General features: G+C 73.3%; 10 protein-coding genes. 3 read left to right on the top strand and 7 right to left on the bottom strand.

Annotated features, from left to right (window positions below):
* Window positions 1-79: 79 nt before the first annotated feature.
* The 4 genes from OHA34_RS24805 to OHA34_RS24790 all read right to left on the bottom strand — a co-directional run bounded on the left by OHA34_RS24805 (window position 80) and on the right by OHA34_RS24790 (window position 9,604).
* Window positions 80-1,039, bottom strand: a complete 960-nt coding sequence (locus tag OHA34_RS24805) for a hypothetical protein (protein ID WP_329519054.1) — start codon at window positions 1,037-1,039, stop codon at window positions 80-82.
* Window positions 1,036-1,374 carry a PadR family transcriptional regulator gene (locus tag OHA34_RS24800; protein WP_285939266.1) on the bottom strand — a complete coding sequence of 113 codons (339 nt, stop codon included), beginning with the start codon at window positions 1,372-1,374 and terminating at the stop codon, window positions 1,036-1,038. Before OHA34_RS24800 ends, OHA34_RS24805 begins: the two co-directional genes overlap by 4 nt.
* A 150-nt stretch (window positions 1,375-1,524) precedes the next feature.
* The gene (gene ccrA, locus OHA34_RS24795; RefSeq protein ID WP_285939267.1) at window positions 1,525-2,859 is read right to left on the bottom strand and encodes a crotonyl-CoA carboxylase/reductase; all 1,335 of its coding nucleotides are present in this window, start codon (window positions 2,857-2,859) and stop codon (window positions 1,525-1,527) included.
* 37 nt (window positions 2,860-2,896) lie between these two features.
* Window positions 2,897-9,604, bottom strand: a complete 6,708-nt coding sequence (locus tag OHA34_RS24790) for an SDR family NAD(P)-dependent oxidoreductase (protein ID WP_329519053.1) — start codon at window positions 9,602-9,604, stop codon at window positions 2,897-2,899.
* 319 nt (window positions 9,605-9,923) lie between these two features.
* Here OHA34_RS24790 and OHA34_RS24785 point away from each other — a divergent pair, with 319 nt between their 5' ends.
* The 3 genes from OHA34_RS24785 (at window position 9,924) to OHA34_RS24775 (ending at window position 13,825) form a co-directional block, all read left to right on the top strand.
* Window positions 9,924-11,615, top strand: a complete 1,692-nt coding sequence (locus OHA34_RS24785; RefSeq protein ID WP_329519052.1) for an MFS transporter — start codon at window positions 9,924-9,926, stop codon at window positions 11,613-11,615.
* A 28-nt stretch (window positions 11,616-11,643) separates the two neighbouring features.
* Window positions 11,644-12,885, top strand: a complete 1,242-nt coding sequence (locus OHA34_RS24780) for a glycosyltransferase (RefSeq protein ID WP_329519051.1) — start codon at window positions 11,644-11,646, stop codon at window positions 12,883-12,885.
* Between the two features lie 64 nt (window positions 12,886-12,949).
* Window positions 12,950-13,825, top strand: a complete 876-nt coding sequence (locus tag OHA34_RS24775) for an alpha/beta fold hydrolase (protein WP_285939272.1) — start codon at window positions 12,950-12,952, stop codon at window positions 13,823-13,825.
* Window positions 13,826-13,949: 124 nt separating this feature from the next.
* On the opposite strand, the gene OHA34_RS24770 is transcribed toward OHA34_RS24775, so the two are convergent.
* The 3 genes from OHA34_RS24770 to OHA34_RS24760 are packed head-to-tail and all read right to left on the bottom strand — an operon-like array spanning window position 13,950 to window position 19,475.
* Entirely contained in the window at window positions 13,950-14,984 is a 1,035-nt protein-coding gene (locus tag OHA34_RS24770; protein WP_285939273.1) for an alpha/beta hydrolase, read from the bottom strand.
* Complete coding sequence (locus OHA34_RS24765; RefSeq protein WP_329519050.1) at window positions 14,974-17,625, bottom strand: MMPL family transporter; 2,652 nt, start codon at window positions 17,623-17,625, stop codon at window positions 14,974-14,976. The genes OHA34_RS24770 and OHA34_RS24765 overlap by 11 nt, the downstream gene beginning before the upstream one ends.
* Window positions 17,626-17,684: 59 nt before the next feature.
* On the bottom strand, window positions 17,685-19,475 hold the full coding sequence (locus OHA34_RS24760; protein WP_329519049.1) for a fatty acyl-AMP ligase: 1,791 nt from the start codon (window positions 19,473-19,475) through the stop codon (window positions 17,685-17,687).
* Window positions 19,476-19,680 lie beyond the last annotated feature (205 nt).

The following is a 19,680-nucleotide window of genomic DNA, read 5'->3' as shown; positions in this document are numbered from 1 at the left end:
ATCAGGCGCAGCACCGCGGCGAGGAGGGCGAAGACTGCCACCGTCTGCAGCGCCCCCATCAGCATCTCCATCGCGGGGCTCAGTCGGTGTCGTTGGGCTGGATGGTGCGGCGGCGTCCCACGTGATGCGCCAGAGTGATCGCTCCCGTCACCAGGCCGAGTGCGATGAGACCGGCCCCGGAGAGGACGGCCGCAGTAAACGACCCGGGGCGGGCCCCCGTGCCGAGGGCGAACACCACCCAGGGGAGTCCCACCACGGCGACCGTGAGGGGGAGCCTGCGGTTCAGCCGTAGGCACAGGACGGAGGCCACAAGCGCGACGACCAGGGAGCACTCGACCATGACTCCCATGGGCCCGGTGGACCCATCGCGATACCAGAGAGGGCGAGCCGCGCCCGAGAACGCCTCTCCGTAGCCGAGGACGAAGATCGTCAGGATCAGGAAGACGGCCGCGGTGCCCGTCGCCAACGTCCGCCGGTCCCGCGTCGGCCGCCTCAGCGGATCCACCGGCGCCGCCAGCACGATCACCCCGAACAGCGACAAGGCGCTCAGCAGATACAGCGGCGGCCGATCCACGCCGGTGAACGACGCAAGGGGAACGATCACGAGCGTGGCGACGACCGCCACCGCGGCCAGGAGACGGACCGCGCCTCCGCGGCCACGAAGCGCCGCCAAGGACACGAGCAGCCACATGAAGTAGGCGATGGGACCCAGCGTGTCGAACGGGCCGAGATGGTCGACGGACGGATTGCGTCCGTACGGGTTGGGTTTCCAATCCCATTCCGCGAAAAGAAGGAACAGGCTGGACAGGGCCACGGCCGATGCCGTGGCCAGGGGAGCCACCGAAGCCAGCAGGGCACCCGCAGGGGACGCGGCCGTCAGGCCCGTGCGCTGCCGGAGGCCGTGAGCGGCGAGGTCGGCCAGCTCGCGTGCGGCCGAGGCGCGCCCTTGCTCGGCGAGCGTGTCCTGCAACGTGCTGGTGATCTCGGCGCGATCGACCTTGGGGTGCAGGCGGACGACGAACCGGATGAGCCTTGTCATGCCGTCGCCCCTCCCAGCCGCAACCGCAGGCGGCGGTCCGCCTCCTGGGCCGTGGCCCGCAGCCGTTCCGCCTCCGTGGCCAACGCGTCGGCACCCGCGCCGGTCAGCGCGTAGTAGCGGCGGTGCCGCCCGTCGACGACCTCCTCGCCCGAGACCTGGACCCAGCCTTGCTGCTGGAGGCGGGACAACGCGGCATACAGCGTTCCCGTCCGGAGCTTGACCCGCCCCGAGGAGATCGCGTCGACCTCTTTGATGAGCGCGTATCCATGACGTGGCGCGTCGGCCAGTGCGGTGAGCAGGAGCAACGTGGGCTCCTGCATCGTTGTCGATGCCATGCGCCCACCATAGGTCAATCATCGACATATGGCGACTAAAAACCTATTTCTCGGCGCGCTCCTGGAGGGCCCGTGGAATTCGACCGGGAAGTCCGGGGCATGGCCGGAGTCGACCACGGCGGGCCGGTGCCCTCACCGGCCCGCCGCGGCTCAGGAGCGGTAGAGGTTGAGCTTGTCCTCGCCGATGCGCTCGCGCATCGCCGGGTCGTCGACGCCCTGTCCCTCGGCCGTGGCGCCGCAGAGCACGGCGACCTTGCCGGTGTGCTGGTTGGTCTGCACCGCGCGGGTCGCCTCGGCGGCCCCGTCCAGCGGGAACACCGCCGACAGCGTCGGGTGGATCATGCCGAGGCCGATCAGCCGGTTGACCTCGACGGCCTCGTGGTAGTTGAAGCCGTGCGAGCCGATGATGCTCTTGAGCCGCATCCACAGGAACCGGTTGTCGTACTCGTGCTTGTAGCCGGTGGACGAACCGCAGGTGACGATCTTGCCGCCGCGCTTGGCGACGTACACCGAGGCGCCGAAGGTCTCGCGGCCGAGGTACTCGAAGACGATCCCGGGGTCCTCGCCGACCAGCCGCCGGATCGCCTCGCCGAGCATCCGGCCCGCCTTCGGATGCCGCAGCCCCTGCTCGCCGAGGTCCAGCTCGCTGCGGTTGATGACGTGCTCGCAGCCCTGGGCCCGGACCAGTTCGGCCTTCTCCGCGGAGGAGACCACGCCGACCGGGATGCCGCCGCCGTTCTTGACGAGCTGCGTCGCGTACGAGCCGAGGCCGCCGCTGGCGCCCCAGACCAGCACCACGTCGCCCTGCTTCATCCGGGCGCCGTGCGAGCCGACCAGCATCCGGTACGCGGTGGCGGCGCACAGCGTGTTGGAGCCGGCCTCCTCCCAGGACAGGTGCGCGGGCTTGTGCACGAGCTGGTTGGCCTTGACGATGCAGTACTCGCCGAGCGCGCCGAAGTTGGTCTCGAAACCCCAGGCGAGCTGCGTCTCGCTCATCATCCCGTCGTCGTAGGACCCGTGGTCCTCCTCGTCCACGTAGGACGGGGAGACGACGACCTTGTCGCCGGCCTTCCAGCGCTTCACTCCCGAGCCCGTGCGGACGACGACGCCCGCGGCGTCCGAGCCGAGGACGTGGTAGGGCAGGTCGTGCCGGGCGCCGTGCCAGCCCTGCCGGCCGAACTTCTCCAGGAACGCGAACGTCGGGATCGGCTCGAAGATCGCCGACCAGACGGTGTTGAAGTTGATCGCCGCCGCCATCACCGCGACCACGCACTCGTCCGGGGCGAGCTCGGGCATGTCGACCTCGCCGACGTGCAGGGAGCGGCGCACGTCCTTGTCGGCCTGCCCGTCGAAGATGCCCACCTCGTTCTTCAGCGTGTAGGCGGCGCGGAAGCTGCCGGGCAGATCGATGTCCTGGAGTTCCGGTCCGGTGGCGCCGGACCTGACGGCGTCGAGCAGCTCGTGGGACTGGACGGACGGGGACATGGGACTCCTCCTGCGACGCGGGGACGAGGTCGGGCCCTCAGCGGGCCGGTAGGGGGCGGGAGGCGGGACGGGCCTCGGAGATCGGGACGGAGGAGAGGCCGTTCCTCCTGTGCGCGCCGCCGGCCTCCGACGACCGTCCGCCGGCGGCGAGACTGCCCTCCAGGTGCGCGGCAAGGGCCTCCACGCCCGGCGGGTCGAGCAGGTTGAGGTGGTGCGCCCCGGGGATCGTGACGATCTCCAGGTCGGAGCAGAGCCCGCCGAAGCCGTTGGTCCCGTCGAGCACGTAACGGGCGTCCTTCACCGACCACGGCGTCTCCTCCGGCGCGTGGTAGAGGATGACGCGCCCGGCGTACGGGCCGGGCCGGTACGCCTCCAGGGAGCGGGTGTCCTGGTGCGAGGTGAGCTGGTGGGTGAGCGCGGCCGGCGGGATGTGGTCGGCCAGCGGCGCGGCGCGCTCCATCACCAGCGCGAACTGCGCCTCCTCGTCCAGCCCGGACAGCTCCTCGAAGGTGAGGGTCACGTCCAGGCCGTACGTCTGGTTGACGTAGTCGGCGAACGCGGAGAAGCGGCGGGCGAGGGTGTCGGACTCGTCGTCGACGTCGAGCGGCAGGCCCGCGTCGAACAGCGCGACGAACTCGACCTCGCGTCCGGCGGCGGTGAGCTGCCGGGCCGTCTCGTAGGCGAGCACCCCGCCGAACGACCAGCCGCCGAGCCGGAACGCGCCCTCGGGCTGCGCCCGGAGGAGGTGCTCGACGTAGCGGGCGGCGCGCTCCTCGACCGGCGGCGCGTCCTCGAACCGCTCGAGGCCGTACACCGGCTGGTCGGCGCCGAGCAGGTCGACGAGCTGCCGGTAGCAGGCGGTGGTGCCGCCGGCCGGATGCGCGATGAAGATCGGGCGCCGGCCGCCGGTGTCCTTGAGCGGACGGACGGTCTGCCGCGCGGCCTCCTCGTCGGCCGCGCGCAGGAACTCGGCGACGTGCTCGGCGGTCGCCGTCGCGAACAGCTCGTCGCGGGTGATCCCGACCGGGACCGTGGTCCCGCCGAGTTCGGCGGCGACCGCCGCGAGCACGGCGTCGGCCTGGTGGTCCTGGCCGCCCAGCTCGGCGAAGAAGTCGGCGGTGACGCCGACCCGGTCGAGGCCGAGCACGTCCTCGAAGACGCGGACCGCGAGCCGCTCGGCGTCGTCGCGCGGCATCACGTAGCCGGCCTCGGCGTTGGACACGGCGGCGGCCTCGGGCGCGCGCGCCCCGGCGAGGCCCAGCTCGCCCGCCGCCCACTCCTCGAACACGTTGACGCTGGCGCCCTGGAGCAGCACCGACGCCGGGACGGTCAGCCCGAGGTCGTGCTCGACGCCGCTCTTGATCCGCACCGCGATCAGCGAGTCCAGGCCGAGCTCGGTGAGCGGGACGGCCGGGTCGAGCCGGTCCGGCTCGAAGCCGAGCACGGCGGCGATCCGGTGCCGGACCTGCGCCGCGATCAGCCGCCGCGCGGTGGCGGGGTCGTACTCGCCGAGCGCCTCGGCACCCGGCCAGTCGCCCGCGGTGCCGCCCTCGTCGGGCGCGGCGGCGGCCTCGGTCAGGGCCGCGAAGTAGGGCATCCGGCGGATCTCGGGGAACAGCCCCACCGCGGCGGCGGGGTCGAAGCGCAGCACGCCGGTGGCGGGCCGGTCGTGGGCGAGCAGCGCCTCCAGTGCCTCGGCGCCCTCGGCCGGGCTGATCGGGTCGAGCACCGCGACGCGGAGCTCGGCGGCGCCGCCGACCCGCGACCAGGTGCCCCAGTTGACGGTGCTGCCGGCCCGTCCGCCCGCCCGCCGGTAGGCGGCCAGCCCGTCGAGCGCGGCGTTGGCGGCGGCGTAGGCGGCCTGGCCGGGCGAGCCGAGCAGCGCGGCGGCCGACGAGTGCAGGACGAACCAGTCGAGATCGAGGTCCCAGGTGGCGGTGCTGAGCCGCCGCGCGCCCTCGACCTTGGCCCGCCACACCCGGTGCAGGTCGTCCGCGCCGAGGTCGCCGATGAGCCGGTCGTCGATCGCGCCCGCGCCGTGCAGCACGCCGCGCAGCCGGAGCCCGCCCTCGCCCGCCGCCCGGACCAGCCGTTCGGCCACGCCCGGGTCGGCGATGTCGCCGAGGACGACACCGACGTCGACGCCGTCCTCGCGGAGCCGGGCGATGGCCTTCTCGGCGCCCGCGTCCGGGCCGGACCGGCCCGACAGCACGATGCGGCCCGCGCCGCGCTCGGCGAGCAGCCGGGCGGTGACCAGGCCGATCCCGCCGTACCCGCCGGTGATCACGTACGCGGCGCCGCGGCGCACGATCCGGCGCGGCCTCGCGGGGGTGGACGTGGCGGGTCCGCCGCTCGCGGCGGCAGAAGCGGCGGACCCGCCACGGGTCTCGGGCGCGGACGGCGCGAAGGCCGCGGACGGCGCCGCGGTGAGGGACGCCTGGGCGAGGCGCGCGACGTGGCGGACGCCGCCGCGCCAGGCGACCTCGCGGGCGTCGCCGTCGCCGAGCAGCTCGGCGACCAGGTCGGCCGGGCCCTCGACGTCGACCAGGGTGGCGCGCTGCACGGTGCGCTCGAACGCCAGCACGCGGGTGATCGCGCGGACGCAGCCCTGGCCGGGCTCGCCCGCCTCGCCGGCCCGCACCGGCAGCGCGCGGCGGGTCGCCACCCACAGCCGGGGCCCGTCGGGCAGCGACCGGCTGACGCCCGCGACGGCGAGGACCAGCGCCTCGTCGACGAGGTCGGCGGACGGCACCAGCACGACGCCGGCGATCGGTCCGTCCATCTCGGGGTGCCCGTCCGGCGGACGGCCGGTGAGCCGGTGCCGGACGACGCGGTGCCCGCGCTCCGCCAGGCCCGCCGCGGTGGCGCGGGCGAGGGCGTCGTCGTCGTCGGAGAGCAGCAGCCAGGTGCCGGCCGCGACGGCGGACCCGGGCTCGGCGGTCTCGTCCCAGACCAGCTCGACGAGCTTGTCGGCCAGCGGCACCGGGACGTCGGCGCGCTCGGTGCGGCACAGCACGATGCCGGTGGCCTCGGCGAGGACCTCGCCGTCGCCGTCCAGCAGCCGGATCGAGCCGATCATCTCGCCGTCGTCCTGGACGATCTCGGCGCGGACGTGCCCGCCGCGGTGGGTCGGCCCGTACACGCGCAGGCTGCCGATCGACTCGGCCAGCCACACCGCCGCGCCGCCGCTCCCGGACGCGGCGGGCCCGGCGGGCCCGGCGACCGCCTCGGCCTCGGTCGACAGCAGGGCCAGGCAGCGGCCGATGACCTCGGGGTGCAGCCGGTAGTGCCGGCTGCCCCGCTCGGCGCCCGCGACCTCGGTGGCCGGGCCCTGGAGCGGGACGGCCGGGCCGCGGTGGTCGGCGCCCACATCGGCGCTGGCCAGCCGGGTCCAGGTTCCGGCCGGGGTGCGCGCGTGGATCTCCACCCGCTGCTCGGCCTCGGTGAACGTGGTGGTCACGGTGGTGTGCTCGGCGAGCGCGAGCGGGCGCTCGATCCACAGGCTGTTGACGCGGACGGCCTCGGTGCCGAGCGCCGCGGCCCCGGCGGCGAGCGCCATCTCGGCGAACGCCGCGACGGGCAGCACGGCCAGCCCGTGCACCCTCGCGTCGGCGGGCCACGGCCGCGCGGCGGTGCCGACGTCGGCGCGCCAGGCGTGCCGGTCCTCGCCGGGCAGCTCGACGTGCGCGCCCAGCAGCGGGTGCTCGTCGCGCCCGGCGCCGGACGAGCGCCGGGAGGTGTCGATCCAGTGCCGCTCGTGCCGCCACGGCGACTGCGGCACGTCGGTCACCGCGCCGCCGGCCGGGGCCCGGGCGGCGTGCCCGTGCGCGGCCAGCGCGCCGAGCTGCGCGTGGAAGGTGAGGGTGTCGTCGGTCTCCTGCCCTTTGGGCGCCCGCTTGAGCGTGTGCGTGACCAGCGCGCCGGACCCGTCCAGCGTCTCGCCGACCCCGTGCGCGAGGATCGGGTGCGCGTTGATCTCGACGAACGTCCGGAAGCCGTCCTCGGACGCCGCCGCCACCGCGCCGGTGAGCCGCACTGGGTTGCGCAGGTTCGCGGCCCAGTACGCGGCGCCCAGCGGCGCCCCGCCGGAGGCCGGGCGGCGGAGGAACGCACGGGGGTCGTCGAGGGCGGTGGTGTAGTACTCGATCCCGTCGGCCAGCGGCGTGCCGGGCTCGGCGCCCACGTCGGCGAGCAGCTCGCGCAGGCTCGGCAGCAGCGGATCGACCTGCGGCGAATGGCCCGCGCCCTCGGCCTGCACCATGCGGGCGAGCCGGCCCTCGGCCTCGGCCCGTTCCACGATCCGGGCGATCTGGCCGGCGTCGCCGGTGACGACCGTCTGCTTCGGCGAGGAGTGCACCGCCGCGTACACCTCGGGCAGGTCGCGGGCGAGCCGCTCGACCTCGGCGGCGGACGCGCCGAGTACCGCCATCGAGCCGCCGCCGACGAGCCGGGTCAGCAGCCGGGACCGGCGGCAGATGACCTTGACGCCGTCCTCCAGGCTGAGCGCGCCCGCGACGACCGCGGCGGCGACCTCGCCCATCGAATGGCCGATCACCGCGCCGGGCGTGACGCCGTAGGCTCGCCACATCCGGGCCAGGCCGAGCTGCACGGCGAACAGCACCGGCATCACCTCGGCCGGGCCGCCCTCCAGCTTCTCGCCGGACTCCAGCAGCGCCCACAGCGCGGGGCCGCCCTCCTCGGCGAACAGCGTGTCGATGTCGTCGATGGCCTCGGCGAACGCGGGCTCCTCCTCCAGGAGCCGCCGCGCCATGCCGGGCCGCTGCGCCCCGTACCCGGAGAACACCCAGGCCGGACGGCCGGGGACGCCGAGCGCGGTGCCCGACACCACGCCCTGGTGCGGACGGCCCTCGGCGAGCGCGGTGAGTCCCTCGACCAGCCCGTCGCGGTCGCGCGCGGACACCGAGGCGCGGGCCCGGCCGCGTCCGGCGCGGCGGTGCAGGGTCAGGGCGAGGTCGGCGAGCGCCACGCCGTCGCGCTCGGGAAGCCAGCCGGCCAGCAGCGCGGCATGGTCGCGGATCCGCTCGGCGCTGGTGTCGGCCAGCGGGTAGGTGCGGACGGCGGCCGGTTCGGCGGCGCGCACCAGCGGCGCCGGCGCCTCCTCCAGCAGGACGTGCGCGTTCGTCCCGCCGAATCCGAAACCGGACACGCCCGCCCGCGCCGGGTGGCCCCGGTCGGGCCACGGCGTCTCCTCGCCGACCACGCTCAGCCGCAGCTCGTCGAACGGGATGTGCGGGTTGGGTTCCTTGTAGTGCGCGGTCGGCGGGATCGTCCGGTGGTGCAGGGCCAGCACGGTCTTGATCAGCCCGGCGACACCCGACGCCGACTCCATGTGCCCGAGGTTGGACTTGGCCGAGCCGATCAGCAGCGGCTCGTCGCCGGTGCGGCCCGAGCCTGCGCCCAGCACCTCGCCGACCGCCTTCGCCTCGATCGGGTCGCCGAGGAACGTGCCGGTGCCGTGCGCCTCGATGTAGTCGACCTCGCCCGTGCCGACGCCCGCGGCGGCGTAGACGTCGCGCAGCAGCGCGCGCTGCGCTTCGGAGTTGGGCGCGACCAGGCCGTTGGACCGGCCGTCGGAGTTGACGCCCGACCCCCGCACCACGGCCAGCACCCGGTCGCCGTCGCGCATCGCGTCCGACAGCCGCTTGAGGACCACCGCGCCGCAGCCCTCGGCGCGGACCATGCCGTCTGCGGACGCGTCGAAGGGCTTGCAGCGGCCGTCGGCGGCGGTGCCGCCCGCCAGGTCGAAGGTCATCGTCACGGTCGGCGACAGCAGCACGTTCACGCCGCCCGCGAGCGCCACGTCGGCCTCGCCCCGGCGCAGCGCCTGCACCGCCAGGTGCGTGGAGACCAGCGACGACGAGCAGGCGGTGTCGACGATCATGCTCGGGCCGCGCAGGTCGAGCAGGTACGACAGCCGGTTGGCGATGATGCTGAGCGCGGCGCCGGTCGCGGTGAACGGCTCCAGCGCGGCCAGGTCGGACGCGGTGAAGGCCGCGTACTCGGGCGCCGACACCCCGACGAACACGCCGGTGCGGCTGCCGCGCAGCGACACCGGGCCGATGCCCGCGTGCTCAAACGCCTCCCAGGCCACCTCCAGCACCAGCCGCTGCTGCGGGTCCATGACCGCGGCCTCGCGCGGGGTGATGCCGAAGAACCCGGCGTCGAACTCGGCGACGTCGCGCAGGAAGCCGCCGAGCCGCGTCGTCCGGGCGAGCAGGTCGCCGACCTCGGGGGAGCCGTCGTCGAAGGGGTCCCAGCGGCCGTCCGGGACCTCGCGGACCGCGTCGCCGCGACCGGTCAGGAAGCGCCAGTAGTCGTCCGGGCCGGTGAGGTCGCGGTCACCGCCGGGGAAGCGGCAGCCGACGCCGATGACGGCGATGGGCTCGTCAGGAGTGCCCGCCCGCGCGGCGGCGGGGGCCGGCGCCTCGGCCTCGGGGGTGCCGCCCGACAGCGCGACGGAGAGCTTGTTGATCGTCGGGTGCTCCCACACCAGGGTGGCGGGCAGCGCGCGGTCCAGCATCTGCTCGAGGTCGCCGGCGATGGCGACGGCGTCGCGCGAGGCGAGCCCGAACTCTTCGAGGGGCCGGTCGGGGTCGATGGCGGCGACGGCGGTGCGGGAGCGGAGCGCGATCTGCTCGATCAGGTGCCGGCGGATCGCGTCCTCACTGATCCGCGTCCGGTCCTGCGCGTCCTGCGCGGCTCCGGAACGATCGTTGCTCTGCATGCGGTCGGCTCCCCCAGTGAGACCAGGATCGTTCGGCGGAGGGACCACCTTGTCCTACTTTGACCGGCTCACGATGCGCATCCAGACCACTATTCTCGCCGGGCACTTGTCACGGTGATGACAAGACTCGGGAGTGGCCAATGTGGGCTGATGGGATAGTGAGGTACCTCGGCCCTGAGTCGGGAACGTGTAACGGGATACCAACGAATCGTAACAATACCCACTACTTCTTTTAGGGGGAAGCGGTGGATTTCCCTGCGGGGACTTCACCCCGCGCAGTCACGTGACCCGGGGCCGATACCGATGGGCACTGGCGGTCGTGGCCGTCAGCGCGTTCATGATCACCATGGACAACACGGTGGTCGCCAACGCGCTGCCCACCATCATGCGCGACCTCGACATGTCCAACTCGGCCAAGGACTGGGTCGCCACCGGCTACATCCTGATGTTCTCCTGCCTGATGATCGCGGGCGGCCGGCTCACCGACGTCTACGGCTGCCGCGTCACCTTCACCTCGGGCATGGCCGTCTTCACCGCCGCGTCCGCGGTCTGCGGCCTGGCCCCCGACGACTCCGTGCTGATCCTCGCCCGCGTCACCCAGGGCGCGGGCGCCGCGCTGGCGCTGCCCGCCACCCTGGTCATGGTGACCGTCGGCCGCACCGACAAGCAGCGGTCCCTCGGCACCATCGTCTGGGTCGGCGCGGGCTCGGCCGCCACCGCCCTCGGCCCCACCATCGGCGGCCTCATCGTCCAGCAGTGGCACTGGGGCTGGATCTTCCTGATCAACATCGTGCCGGGGATCCTGGTCATCCTGCTCGGCCTGGTCGTGCTGACCGCCAAGGGCGAGAACAGGAACTCCCGGGTCGACCTGCCCGGCGTGCTGATCTCCGCCACCCTGGTCTTCGCCCTGGCCTACGGCCTGGAGGCCGGCCGCAAGTACGGCTGGACCGAGCCGTCGGTGCTCGCCGTCTTCGCCCTGGCCGTGATCGCCCTGGCCTGCTTCCTGGTGGTCGAGACCTGGGCCCCGGACCCGATGATCAACCTGGGCTTCTTCCGCAACCGGGTGTTCGTCGGCGGCCTGCTCTCCCAGATGCTCTACGGCATCGGCTTCAACGGGATGATCTTCTACTCGGCCACCTTCCTGCAACGCTTCCTCGACTTCTCCCCGCCCGAGGCCGGCCTGGTCATGCTGCCCCCCTCCCTCGCCATCATGGTGATGACCCCGGTCGCGTTCTGGCTGGCCGGCAAGATCGGCCCCCGTCCCGCCATCGGCGGCGGGATGGCACTGATGGCCCTCGGCATGTTCCTGTTCTCCACCCTCCAGCGCGGCGACGGCTTCGCCGACCTGATGCCCGGCGTCATGATCGTCGGGGTCGGCGCGGCGATGGGCATGCCGCTGGCCATGTACGTCCTCAAGGCCGTCCCCGAGGACCAGGCGGGCGTCGCCAGCGGCATCCTCAACGTCATCCGCGAGGTGTCGGGCGCGTTCGGCATCGCCATCGTCGGGCTGCTGATCCACGACGTCCCCCAGGAGGGCGCCGACGCCAAGGCCCTGGAGGCGTTCCGCCACGGCACCGCGTCCGGCCTGGTGCTCGGCGCCGCCCTGGTCCTGATCGGCGGCCTGATCAGCGGGTTCACCCTGCCCAGCCGGCTCGGCTGGATGGGGCCCAAGCACGGCAGGCAGGCCCGCCGCACCGCCGATCCGCTCCTCACCGCCTCCAGCGTGGGATCCACCCCCTACGACGGCACGCCCATCCTGACCGGCGCGCCGGCCGGCGAACACGGCGGCGAGACCCTCGTCGCGAGGCCGGCCGAGGTGCCCGTCGCCGGGCGCCGCGCGGCCGATCCGCTGGAGGATCTCGAACCGTCCCCGGCCGGGTACGAGGAGGGCTGGCGGCCTCCGCCGCCGCCCGAGGGCTGGTACACGCCCTACGTCCCCGGGGAGGGCCAGGGCGCCGACCTCGGGCGAGAGGCCCCCGGACGCCCGGGACCGCGGGGCGAGGTCTGGTGAATCGAGCCGCGCACCTGGAGGAGCCCCCGTGAGAATTGTGATCTTCGCCGCGGGGTCGCGCGGCGACGTGCAGCCGTGCGCGGCACTCGGCCGGGGGCTGCGGGCCAGGGGACACGAGGTGCGGCTCGTCGCCAGCGGCCGGTACACCGCCCTGACGCGCGCGGCCGGGCTGGAACTCGCGCCGCTGACCGCCGACCCCACGGAGATCCTCGACTCCGACGCCGGTCAGGAGCTGCTCGCGGGCGGCCGTAACCCGGTGAAGTTCCTTGGCGGGTTCCGGCGCATCCTCGGGCCCATGGCCGAACAGCTACTGGCGGAATGCCTGGACGCCTGCAAGGGCGCCGACCTGATCCTCGGCCCCAGCCTCGGGCTGCTCCAGCGGCACATCGGCGAGCATCTCGGCGTCCCCTGGGGGCTGGTCCATTTCCAGCCGAGCCAGCCGACCGGGGCGTTCCCCCATCCGTTCGTGCCGCAGGCGCGGCTACTGGGACCGCTGGCCAACCGGGCCAGCTTCCTCGCCGTCGACCAGATCGCCTGGCAGCTCGCCCGCCCGTTCATCAACCCGTGGCGCGGCGGCCCGCTCGGCCTACCGCCCGAGCCGGTGCGCGGACCGATGCACGCGGCACGGCGGGACGCCCGGCCGATGCTGGCGTGTTTCAGCCCCTCGGTGGTGCCGCGCCCGGCCGACTGGCCAGCATATGTGCGGCTGACCGGCTACTGGTTCCTCGACGAACCCGCCTGGGAGCCGCCCGCGCGGCTGGCCGCCTTCCTGGCCGCGGGACCGCCGCCCGTCTACGTGGGATTCGGCAGCATGGTCCCCAAGGACGCGGCGATGACCGACCGGGTCGTCCGTACGGCCCTGCGGCTGGCGGGCGTCCGCGGCATCGTGCAGGGCGACCCGGCCACGTCGGACGACGACGTCCTGGCGGTGCGCGACGTCCCGCACTCGTGGCTGTTCCCCCGGACGGCGGCGGTGGTCCACCACGGCGGCGCCGGCACGACCGCGGCGGGCCTGCGCGCGGGCGTCCCGACGATCGTCACCCCGTTCTTCGGCGACCAGCCGTACTGGGGCGAGCGGGTGGCCGCACTGGGCGCCGGGCCCGCCCCGCTGCCGTTCGGCGCCATGACCGTCCGCCGGCTGGCCGCCAAGGTCCGGCGGACGGTCGCGTCCGGAGAGTTCGCGGAACGCGCCGCCGGGCTCGGCCACCGGCTCCGCGAGGAGGACGGCGTCGCGCGCGCCTGCGACCTGATCGACGCGATGCGCCGCTGATCGTCCGCACGGCCGCGTTCTCCGGCTTTTGCAATAGGGTTGTATTGCAAAAAAGGGGGAGCGAATGAGCCGAGGGAAGATCGGGCGCTTCAGGTCGGCCGCGGGACGGAAGGTCTTCGAGGCGGCCTACGACGACGCGATGCGGGTGCTGCCCGTCCCCGAGGTCCACGACGTGCCCACGCCGTACGGGCAGGTCCGGGCCTACCGGTTCGGCGACGGCACGGGCCCCCCGGTCGTGCTGCTGCACGGCCGGGGCGGGACGAGCCTGTCGTGGTACCCCAACGTCGCGCCCCTCGCCGAGCGGCGGACGGTGTACGCACTCGACCTGCTCGGGGAGCCCGGGCACAGCGAGCAGACCGCGCCGATCCACGGCGGGGCCGACCAGGCGGCCTGGCTGGACGCGGCGCTGAAAGGGCTGGGCCTCGGCACAGCGCACCTGGTGGGCTGGTCGTTCGGCGGCTGGACGGCCTGCAACCAGGCGATCCGCAAGCCGGGACGGGTGGCGTCGATCAGCCTGATCGACCCCATCGCCACCTTCGCGCCCTTCCCGCCCGGCGTGCTGCTGCGGAGCATCCCGATCGCCCTGCCGTTCACCGCCAGGCGGGCCCTGCCGCGCTTCCTGCGCTACATCGACGGCCGGGGCGAGATACCGGCCGGCGATCCGGTGGCACGGGTCATCGCCACCGCCCTGGAGCAGTACCGGCCCGCACTGCCGAGCCCCCGGCTCTTCACCGATGACCAGTTGCGCTCCATCGGCGTGCCGGTTCTGGCGCTCATCGCCGGACGGAGCGTCATGCACGATCCCGTCCGCGCCGCGCGGCGGGCCGAGGACCTCCTCAGCGACGCCGAGGTCGAACTGTGGCCGGAGGCCACCCATTCCATCGCGGGACAGTTCGCCAAGGAGGTCAACGCCCGGATTCTGCGCTTCGTCGACCGCTGACCCGCGCGGATCCGCACCACGCCGATCCGCACCACGCCGATCCGCACCGTGCCGATCCGCACTGATCGGACGCGTCCGCGCCGGCCCCGGACGTCGGGGGCGGGGCCGGAGCGGACGTCTGGGGTCACTTGACCGGTTTGGCGCCGATGGTCTTCATCATCTGCGGCCAGGCGGCGTGCATCTCGCGCTGCCAGTACGGCCAGGAGTGCCGGCCGTTGCCGTAGATGTGCGCGGTGATCGGCACGCCCTGCCTCCTCGCCTCGGCGGCGAACGCCTTGACGGTGGGACCGATCGCCTTCTCGCTCAGGTACCCGATGTCCCACGGGGCGGTGCTGGGCGAGTCGAGCGGACCGGCCTTACCGGTGGTGCCGGCCGACACGTAGAAACGGGTCGAGCGCATCTTGGGCAGCAGCTTCACGGGGTCGTGCGCGTCCCAGTTGTTCCGGTCGATCCACGGGATGCCCCAGATGGAGTAGGGATCGGCGCCGTTCCCCATGTTGGTGTACATGAGCAGCGACGGGACGCCCGGCGAGCTCATCGAGAGCGTCCCGCTGAAGCACGCCGCGTACCGGAACATGCCCGGGGCGCGTCCCGGATAGGAGCACGCGCCCTGGGCTCCCGAGGAGACGCCCATCGCGGCCCTGGAACCGCCGGCATGGAAATTGCGTTCGACGAGCTGCCGGACCTCTTTAAGGTGAAAGTCCTCCCATTTCGGATTTCCGCCCCGGCCGCCGTTGTACCAATTGGTGTACGACCCGTTCGCACCTTCCGGCATCACCACCATGACGCCCCACTTACGGGAGAGCGCCTCGATATCAGTGCTTTTCTTTCGGGTCCACGAGGTCCAGTTGTCGCGACCGCCGTGATAGGCGTAGACGACCGGCCAGCTCTGCCGCGAATTGCTCTTCCAGCCCTTGGGCAGCAGCACCCGGACATGTTCGGTGGAGCCGATCGACGGCGACCGCACCTGGAAGTCGAACGCGGTCTTCCCCTTGTTCAGCCATGTGTAGCCGGTGACGCGGGCGCCGGTGTCGGCCTTCGCGAACCCCGCGGCCTCGGCCGGGGCCGGGCTCGCGGGGAGCACGGTCGCGCCCACGACGGCGGCGGCGAGCGGTCCGCCCGCCCATCGGATGACGCGGCGACGTGTCTCAGTTGACATCGTTCTCCTCTACGGTCCTCCAGCGCCATCCCGAACCGTCCGGAGCGCGGACGATCTCACGCCTGGTCCGGACGGGAGGTCTGGGTCTCGGCTGCGGCGGCCCGTTCGCCCAAGGGGCCCAGGGTGCCGCCGGACTATGGGCGGGGGGTGAGGGGACCGGGCGGTCCACCGGAATGGCCGACGCCGGAGTCGGCGACGCCGGGGCTGGATTCGGGGACTCCGCGGCCGGAGCCGGGGCCGGGGCCGGGGACTCCGGGGGCGTGGCCGGGGAGGGTTCCCAGTGCAGGGCGTACGGGAACGGCTGGTCCTCGGGCAGCGGGGGCGGCGCCGCCGGTGCGGGAGGCGCCTCCAGGCCGGTGGTCTCGCGCAGGTCCATGCGGGCGTGCAGGCTGGCGAGGGGGCCGGGGAGCCACCAGTTCGCGGCGCCCATGAACCGCATCGTCGCCGGGACGAGCAGCGAGCGCACCAGCGCCGCGTCCACGACGACGGCGACGAACATGCCGACGCCGATCAGCTTGACGACGGTGATGCCGGCCAGGCTGAACGCGGCGATGACCACCAGGAACAGCAGCGCCGCGCTAGTGATGATGCCGCCGGTGTGCTGCATCCCGGTGGCGACGGCAGTGCGGTTGTCGTGGGTGCGGTCCCACTCCTCCCGGATCCGGCTGAGGAGGAAGACCTCGTAGTCCATCGACAGCCCGAACACCACGGCGAGGATGAGGATCATGCTGGTGGCCTCGACGCCGCCGGTGGGGGTGAAGTCGAGCAGCCCGGCCAGGTGCCCGTACTGGAAGCCCCACACGATCGCGCCGAACGAGGCGCCGATCGACAGCACGTTCATCACGATCGCCTTGAGCGGCAGCACGATCGAGCCGAAGAACATGAACAGCAGGACGAAGGTGGCGACGCCGACCGCGAGGGCCATCTTCGGCAGCGTGCGCATCAGGCTGGACATCAGGTCCATCTGCGCGGCGGTGCTGCCGCCGACGTCCACGTGCATGGGGAAGCCGCCCTTGGACAGGCCCATGCCGCGGATCCGGTCGACGAGGGCCTGCGCCTTGGCGTCCATCGGCTCGTACTTGTGGGTGACCGAGATGCGGACGCCGCCGTACGGGCCGGAGTAGCCGGTGAACTTCGCGTCGGTCACGCCCGGCAGCGCGGCCAGCTTCTTGCGGTACCCCTCCAGGTAGGGCGGGATGTTGTCGCCCTGGCGGACCGGCTTCCAGGCGCGCGGGATCAGGTCGCCGGAGACCACCACGTCGATCGGTTCGGCCGAGCCGTTGGGGAAGTCGGCCTTGACGGTCTCCACCACCGAGCGGGTCGGGCTGCTCTTCGGCAGGACGCGCGCGTCGACGCTGCCGAACTGCACGTTCAGGAACGGCACGAACAGCACGCCGAGGATGACCAGCACCATCGCGAAGTACGGCAGCGGGTGCTTCATCACGCTATGCCCGAGCCGGTACCAGAAGCCGCTGTCGGGCTCGCGGGCCGCGCGCTTGGCGCTCGGCCGCCGCCACGGCATCCGGCCGAATTCGACCTTGGGGCCGAGCAGCGCCAGCAGCGTGGGCAGCAGCACGGTCGCGCCGAAGACGGCGACCAGGACGGTGGCGATGCCGGCCAGCCCGATGGTGCGCAGGAACATCTGCGGGAACAGCAGCAGGCCGCCGAGCGCCGCCGACACGGTCACCCCGGAGACCATGATCGTCCGTCCGGCGGTGGACATGGTGGCGGCCAGCGCGGCCTGCCGCAGCGGCGCCAGGTCGCGCGCGTACTCCCGCTTCGCGGCCCGCCGCGCGCTCCGGTCCCCCGCCCGTTTCCACGGCTTCCCCGGCGGTATCCCCTTGCCGTCCATGCCGCGGGCCAGTTCCTCCCGGAACCGGCTGATGATGAACAGCGAGTAGTCGATCGCGAGGCCGACGCCCATCATCGTGACGACCTCGAGGGCGAACGAGGTCACGTCGGCGAGGTAGGTGACCAGGTGCAGCACCGCCAGCCCGCCGACGATGGAGAAGATCGCCACGATCATCGGCAGCACCGAGGCGGTGACCGCGCCGAACAGGATGACCAGCAGCAGGAACAGCGGCACCGCGGTGATCGTCTCGGCCCGCACGATGTCGGCGACGACCTGCTCGCCGAACTCCTGCCCGAGCGGGACGTTGCCGCCGAGCCGCACCTTCAGCCCGGGCGCGGCCAGCCGGTCCTTGATCGCCTGGTAGTTCGCCAGCTTGGCCGCGTCGTCGGTGCCCTGCAACTTGATCGCCACGAACGTCTGGCGCTTGTCGCGCGAGGCGAACGACTCGGCGTCCTTCCCGTCGATCGCCCAGTACGAGATCATCTCGGCGACCCGGTCCTTGGGCAGCCGCGCCACCGTGGTGACCACGCTCGCCTGGTACTTCGGGTCGTCCACCGTCAGGCCGTCACTGCGGTAGAGCGCGATCACGTCGGGGTTGGTGCTGCCGAAGTAGGTCGCGCCGAGCTTGGCGACCAGGGTGGAGGACGACTTGGGGTCGTCGAACCCGCCGGCCTTGAACTTGGCGAACACGCCGAGGCCCCAGGCGCCCGCCACCCCGGTGACCAGCAGGATCAGCACGAGACCGGTCCAGCGCCGCCGGTGGATGAGCCGCCCCAGCCCCGCAAGCATGTTCCTCCTGAATCGTCACGGCCGCCGGGGCGGGAGTGCCCCGGCGGCCCGCCCGCCGCCTACTTCCGGGCGGCGAGCCGTGCCCGTGTGGTCGGCAGCCCGCCGTCCAGGTACCGCTGCCGGGTGGCCGCGCGGGCGACCTTGCCGCTGGAGGTGCGGGACACCCCGCCCGGTTCGATGAGCACGAAATCGTGCACGCTCATCTCGTGCTCGACGCTGACCGCCGCGCGCACCGCGCCGTGCACCTCGTCGAGGTCGAGCCGGGCGAGCGGCACCCGCCGGTTGCGCTCGGCGACCACGACCAGCCGCTCGGCGCCGCCGTCCTCGACGGCGAACGCCGCGACGAACTCGGGCCGGACCGCCGCGTGCGACTCCTGCGTGGTGACCTCCAGATCCTGCGGGTAGTGGTTGCGGCCGTCGACGATGATGAGGTCCTTGATGCGTCCGGTGACGTACAGCTCGCCCTCGTGGACCACGCCGTAGTCGCCGGTGCGCATCCACGGGCCTTCGGGGAGCGCGCCCGCCGCGGCCAGCTCGGCGCCGAACGTCGCGCGGGTGCGCTCGGGGTTGCGCCAGTAGCCCGGGGAGTTGTTGGGACCGTGCACCCAGATCTCACCGACCCGCCCGTCCAGCTGCTCGACGCGCGTCTCGGGATCGACGATCGCGACGAACTGCCCGACCGGCCGTCCGCACGAGACGAGCAGGCTCTCCCGTCCGGCCCCGGCCTCGCACTGCTCCAGCCCGCCGAGGGCGAGCGCGTCGCGGTCGACCGTGATGACCTTGGGCGGGACGTCCTCGGCCGCCGCGGTCACGAAGACCGTGGCCTCGGCCAGCCCGAACGCCGGCGCCTGCGCGCCCGCCCGCAGCCCGGCCGGCGCGAACGTCTCGGCGAACGCGGCCATCGTCGAGGCGCGGACCGGCTCGGCCCCGTTCAGGCAGGTGATCAGGCCGCTCAGGTCGAGCTCGGCGACCTTCTCCGGGGTGGCCTGGGACGCCACGTACTCGTAGGCGAAGTTCGGCGCGGCGGTGTAGACGTTCTCGCACTCGGAGATGAGCTGGAGCCAGCGCATCGGCCGCATCAGGAACGACAGCGGGGCGGTGTAGATCACGTGGTCGCCGTACACCAGCGGCAGCCCCATCGCCGACATGAGCCCCATGTCGTGGAACAGCGGCAGCCACGTCACCAGCTCGGGGTTCGGCGTGTCGGGCGCCCACCCGGCCCAGAGCTGGAGCGCGTTCGCGGCGAGCGAGGCGTGGGTGATCTCGACCCCGGCGGGACGGCGGGTGGAGCCCGAGGTGTACTGGAGATAGGCCAGGTCGTCGGGGTCGATCGGCTCGTCGCGCCACTCCGCGGCCAGGGCCGGGTCGATGTCGTCGGCGAACACCACCTCCCGCGGGCGCGGCACGTCGTTGTCGGCGAGGAACTTCTCCACGTGCGGTTCCGCGCTCCGGGTGGTGACGATCACCGTCGGGTCGGCGTCGTTGTACACCCCCACCAGCCGCTCGCCGTGGCCCGGCTGGTCGGGCGAGAACAGCGGCACCGCCACGACGCGCGCGTACATGGCGCCGAGCATCGTCATCATGTACTCGTGGTTCTGCGGCAGCAGCAGCGCGGCCCGCTCGCCCGGCCCGGCCGCCCGCCGCAGCCCGGCCGCCGTCGCCCGGGCGCGCCGGTCCGTCTCCGCCCAGCTCAGGGTGAACTTCACGCCGGACGGGTCGAGGGAGTAGTCGACGAAGGTGAAGGCCGGAGCGTCCGGCTTCTCCCGCGCCCACCGGCCGACCCGCTCGATCAGCGGGGTACGGCCGGAACCGCCGGGCTGGAGTTCGGGAAGCAGCGAGCCCAGTGCCATTGATCAGTCTCCCGGGGGGAAGGGGCGGACGGCGTCAGCGGGGGTGGGGGCCGTCGGCGGGCCGAGCAGCGATGGCCGGACGGCTCTGTGGCGCCCCCCGGCAACCGGCGATGATCGTGCAGCGTGAAGCTACCGGATGGTAGGCGATCGGGGGTATTGGCCCCGGGCCACATTAGTCGCAGAGCGCTTTGTCATCGGAGTGACA

Origin of the sequence: Spirillospora sp. NBC_01491, from assembly GCF_036227065.1 — a bacterium.
In the GTDB taxonomy this organism is placed as follows: domain Bacteria; phylum Actinomycetota; class Actinomycetes; order Streptosporangiales; family Streptosporangiaceae; genus Spirillospora; species Spirillospora xylanilytica.
This window is presented reverse-complemented; position numbering and strand designations above follow the sequence as displayed.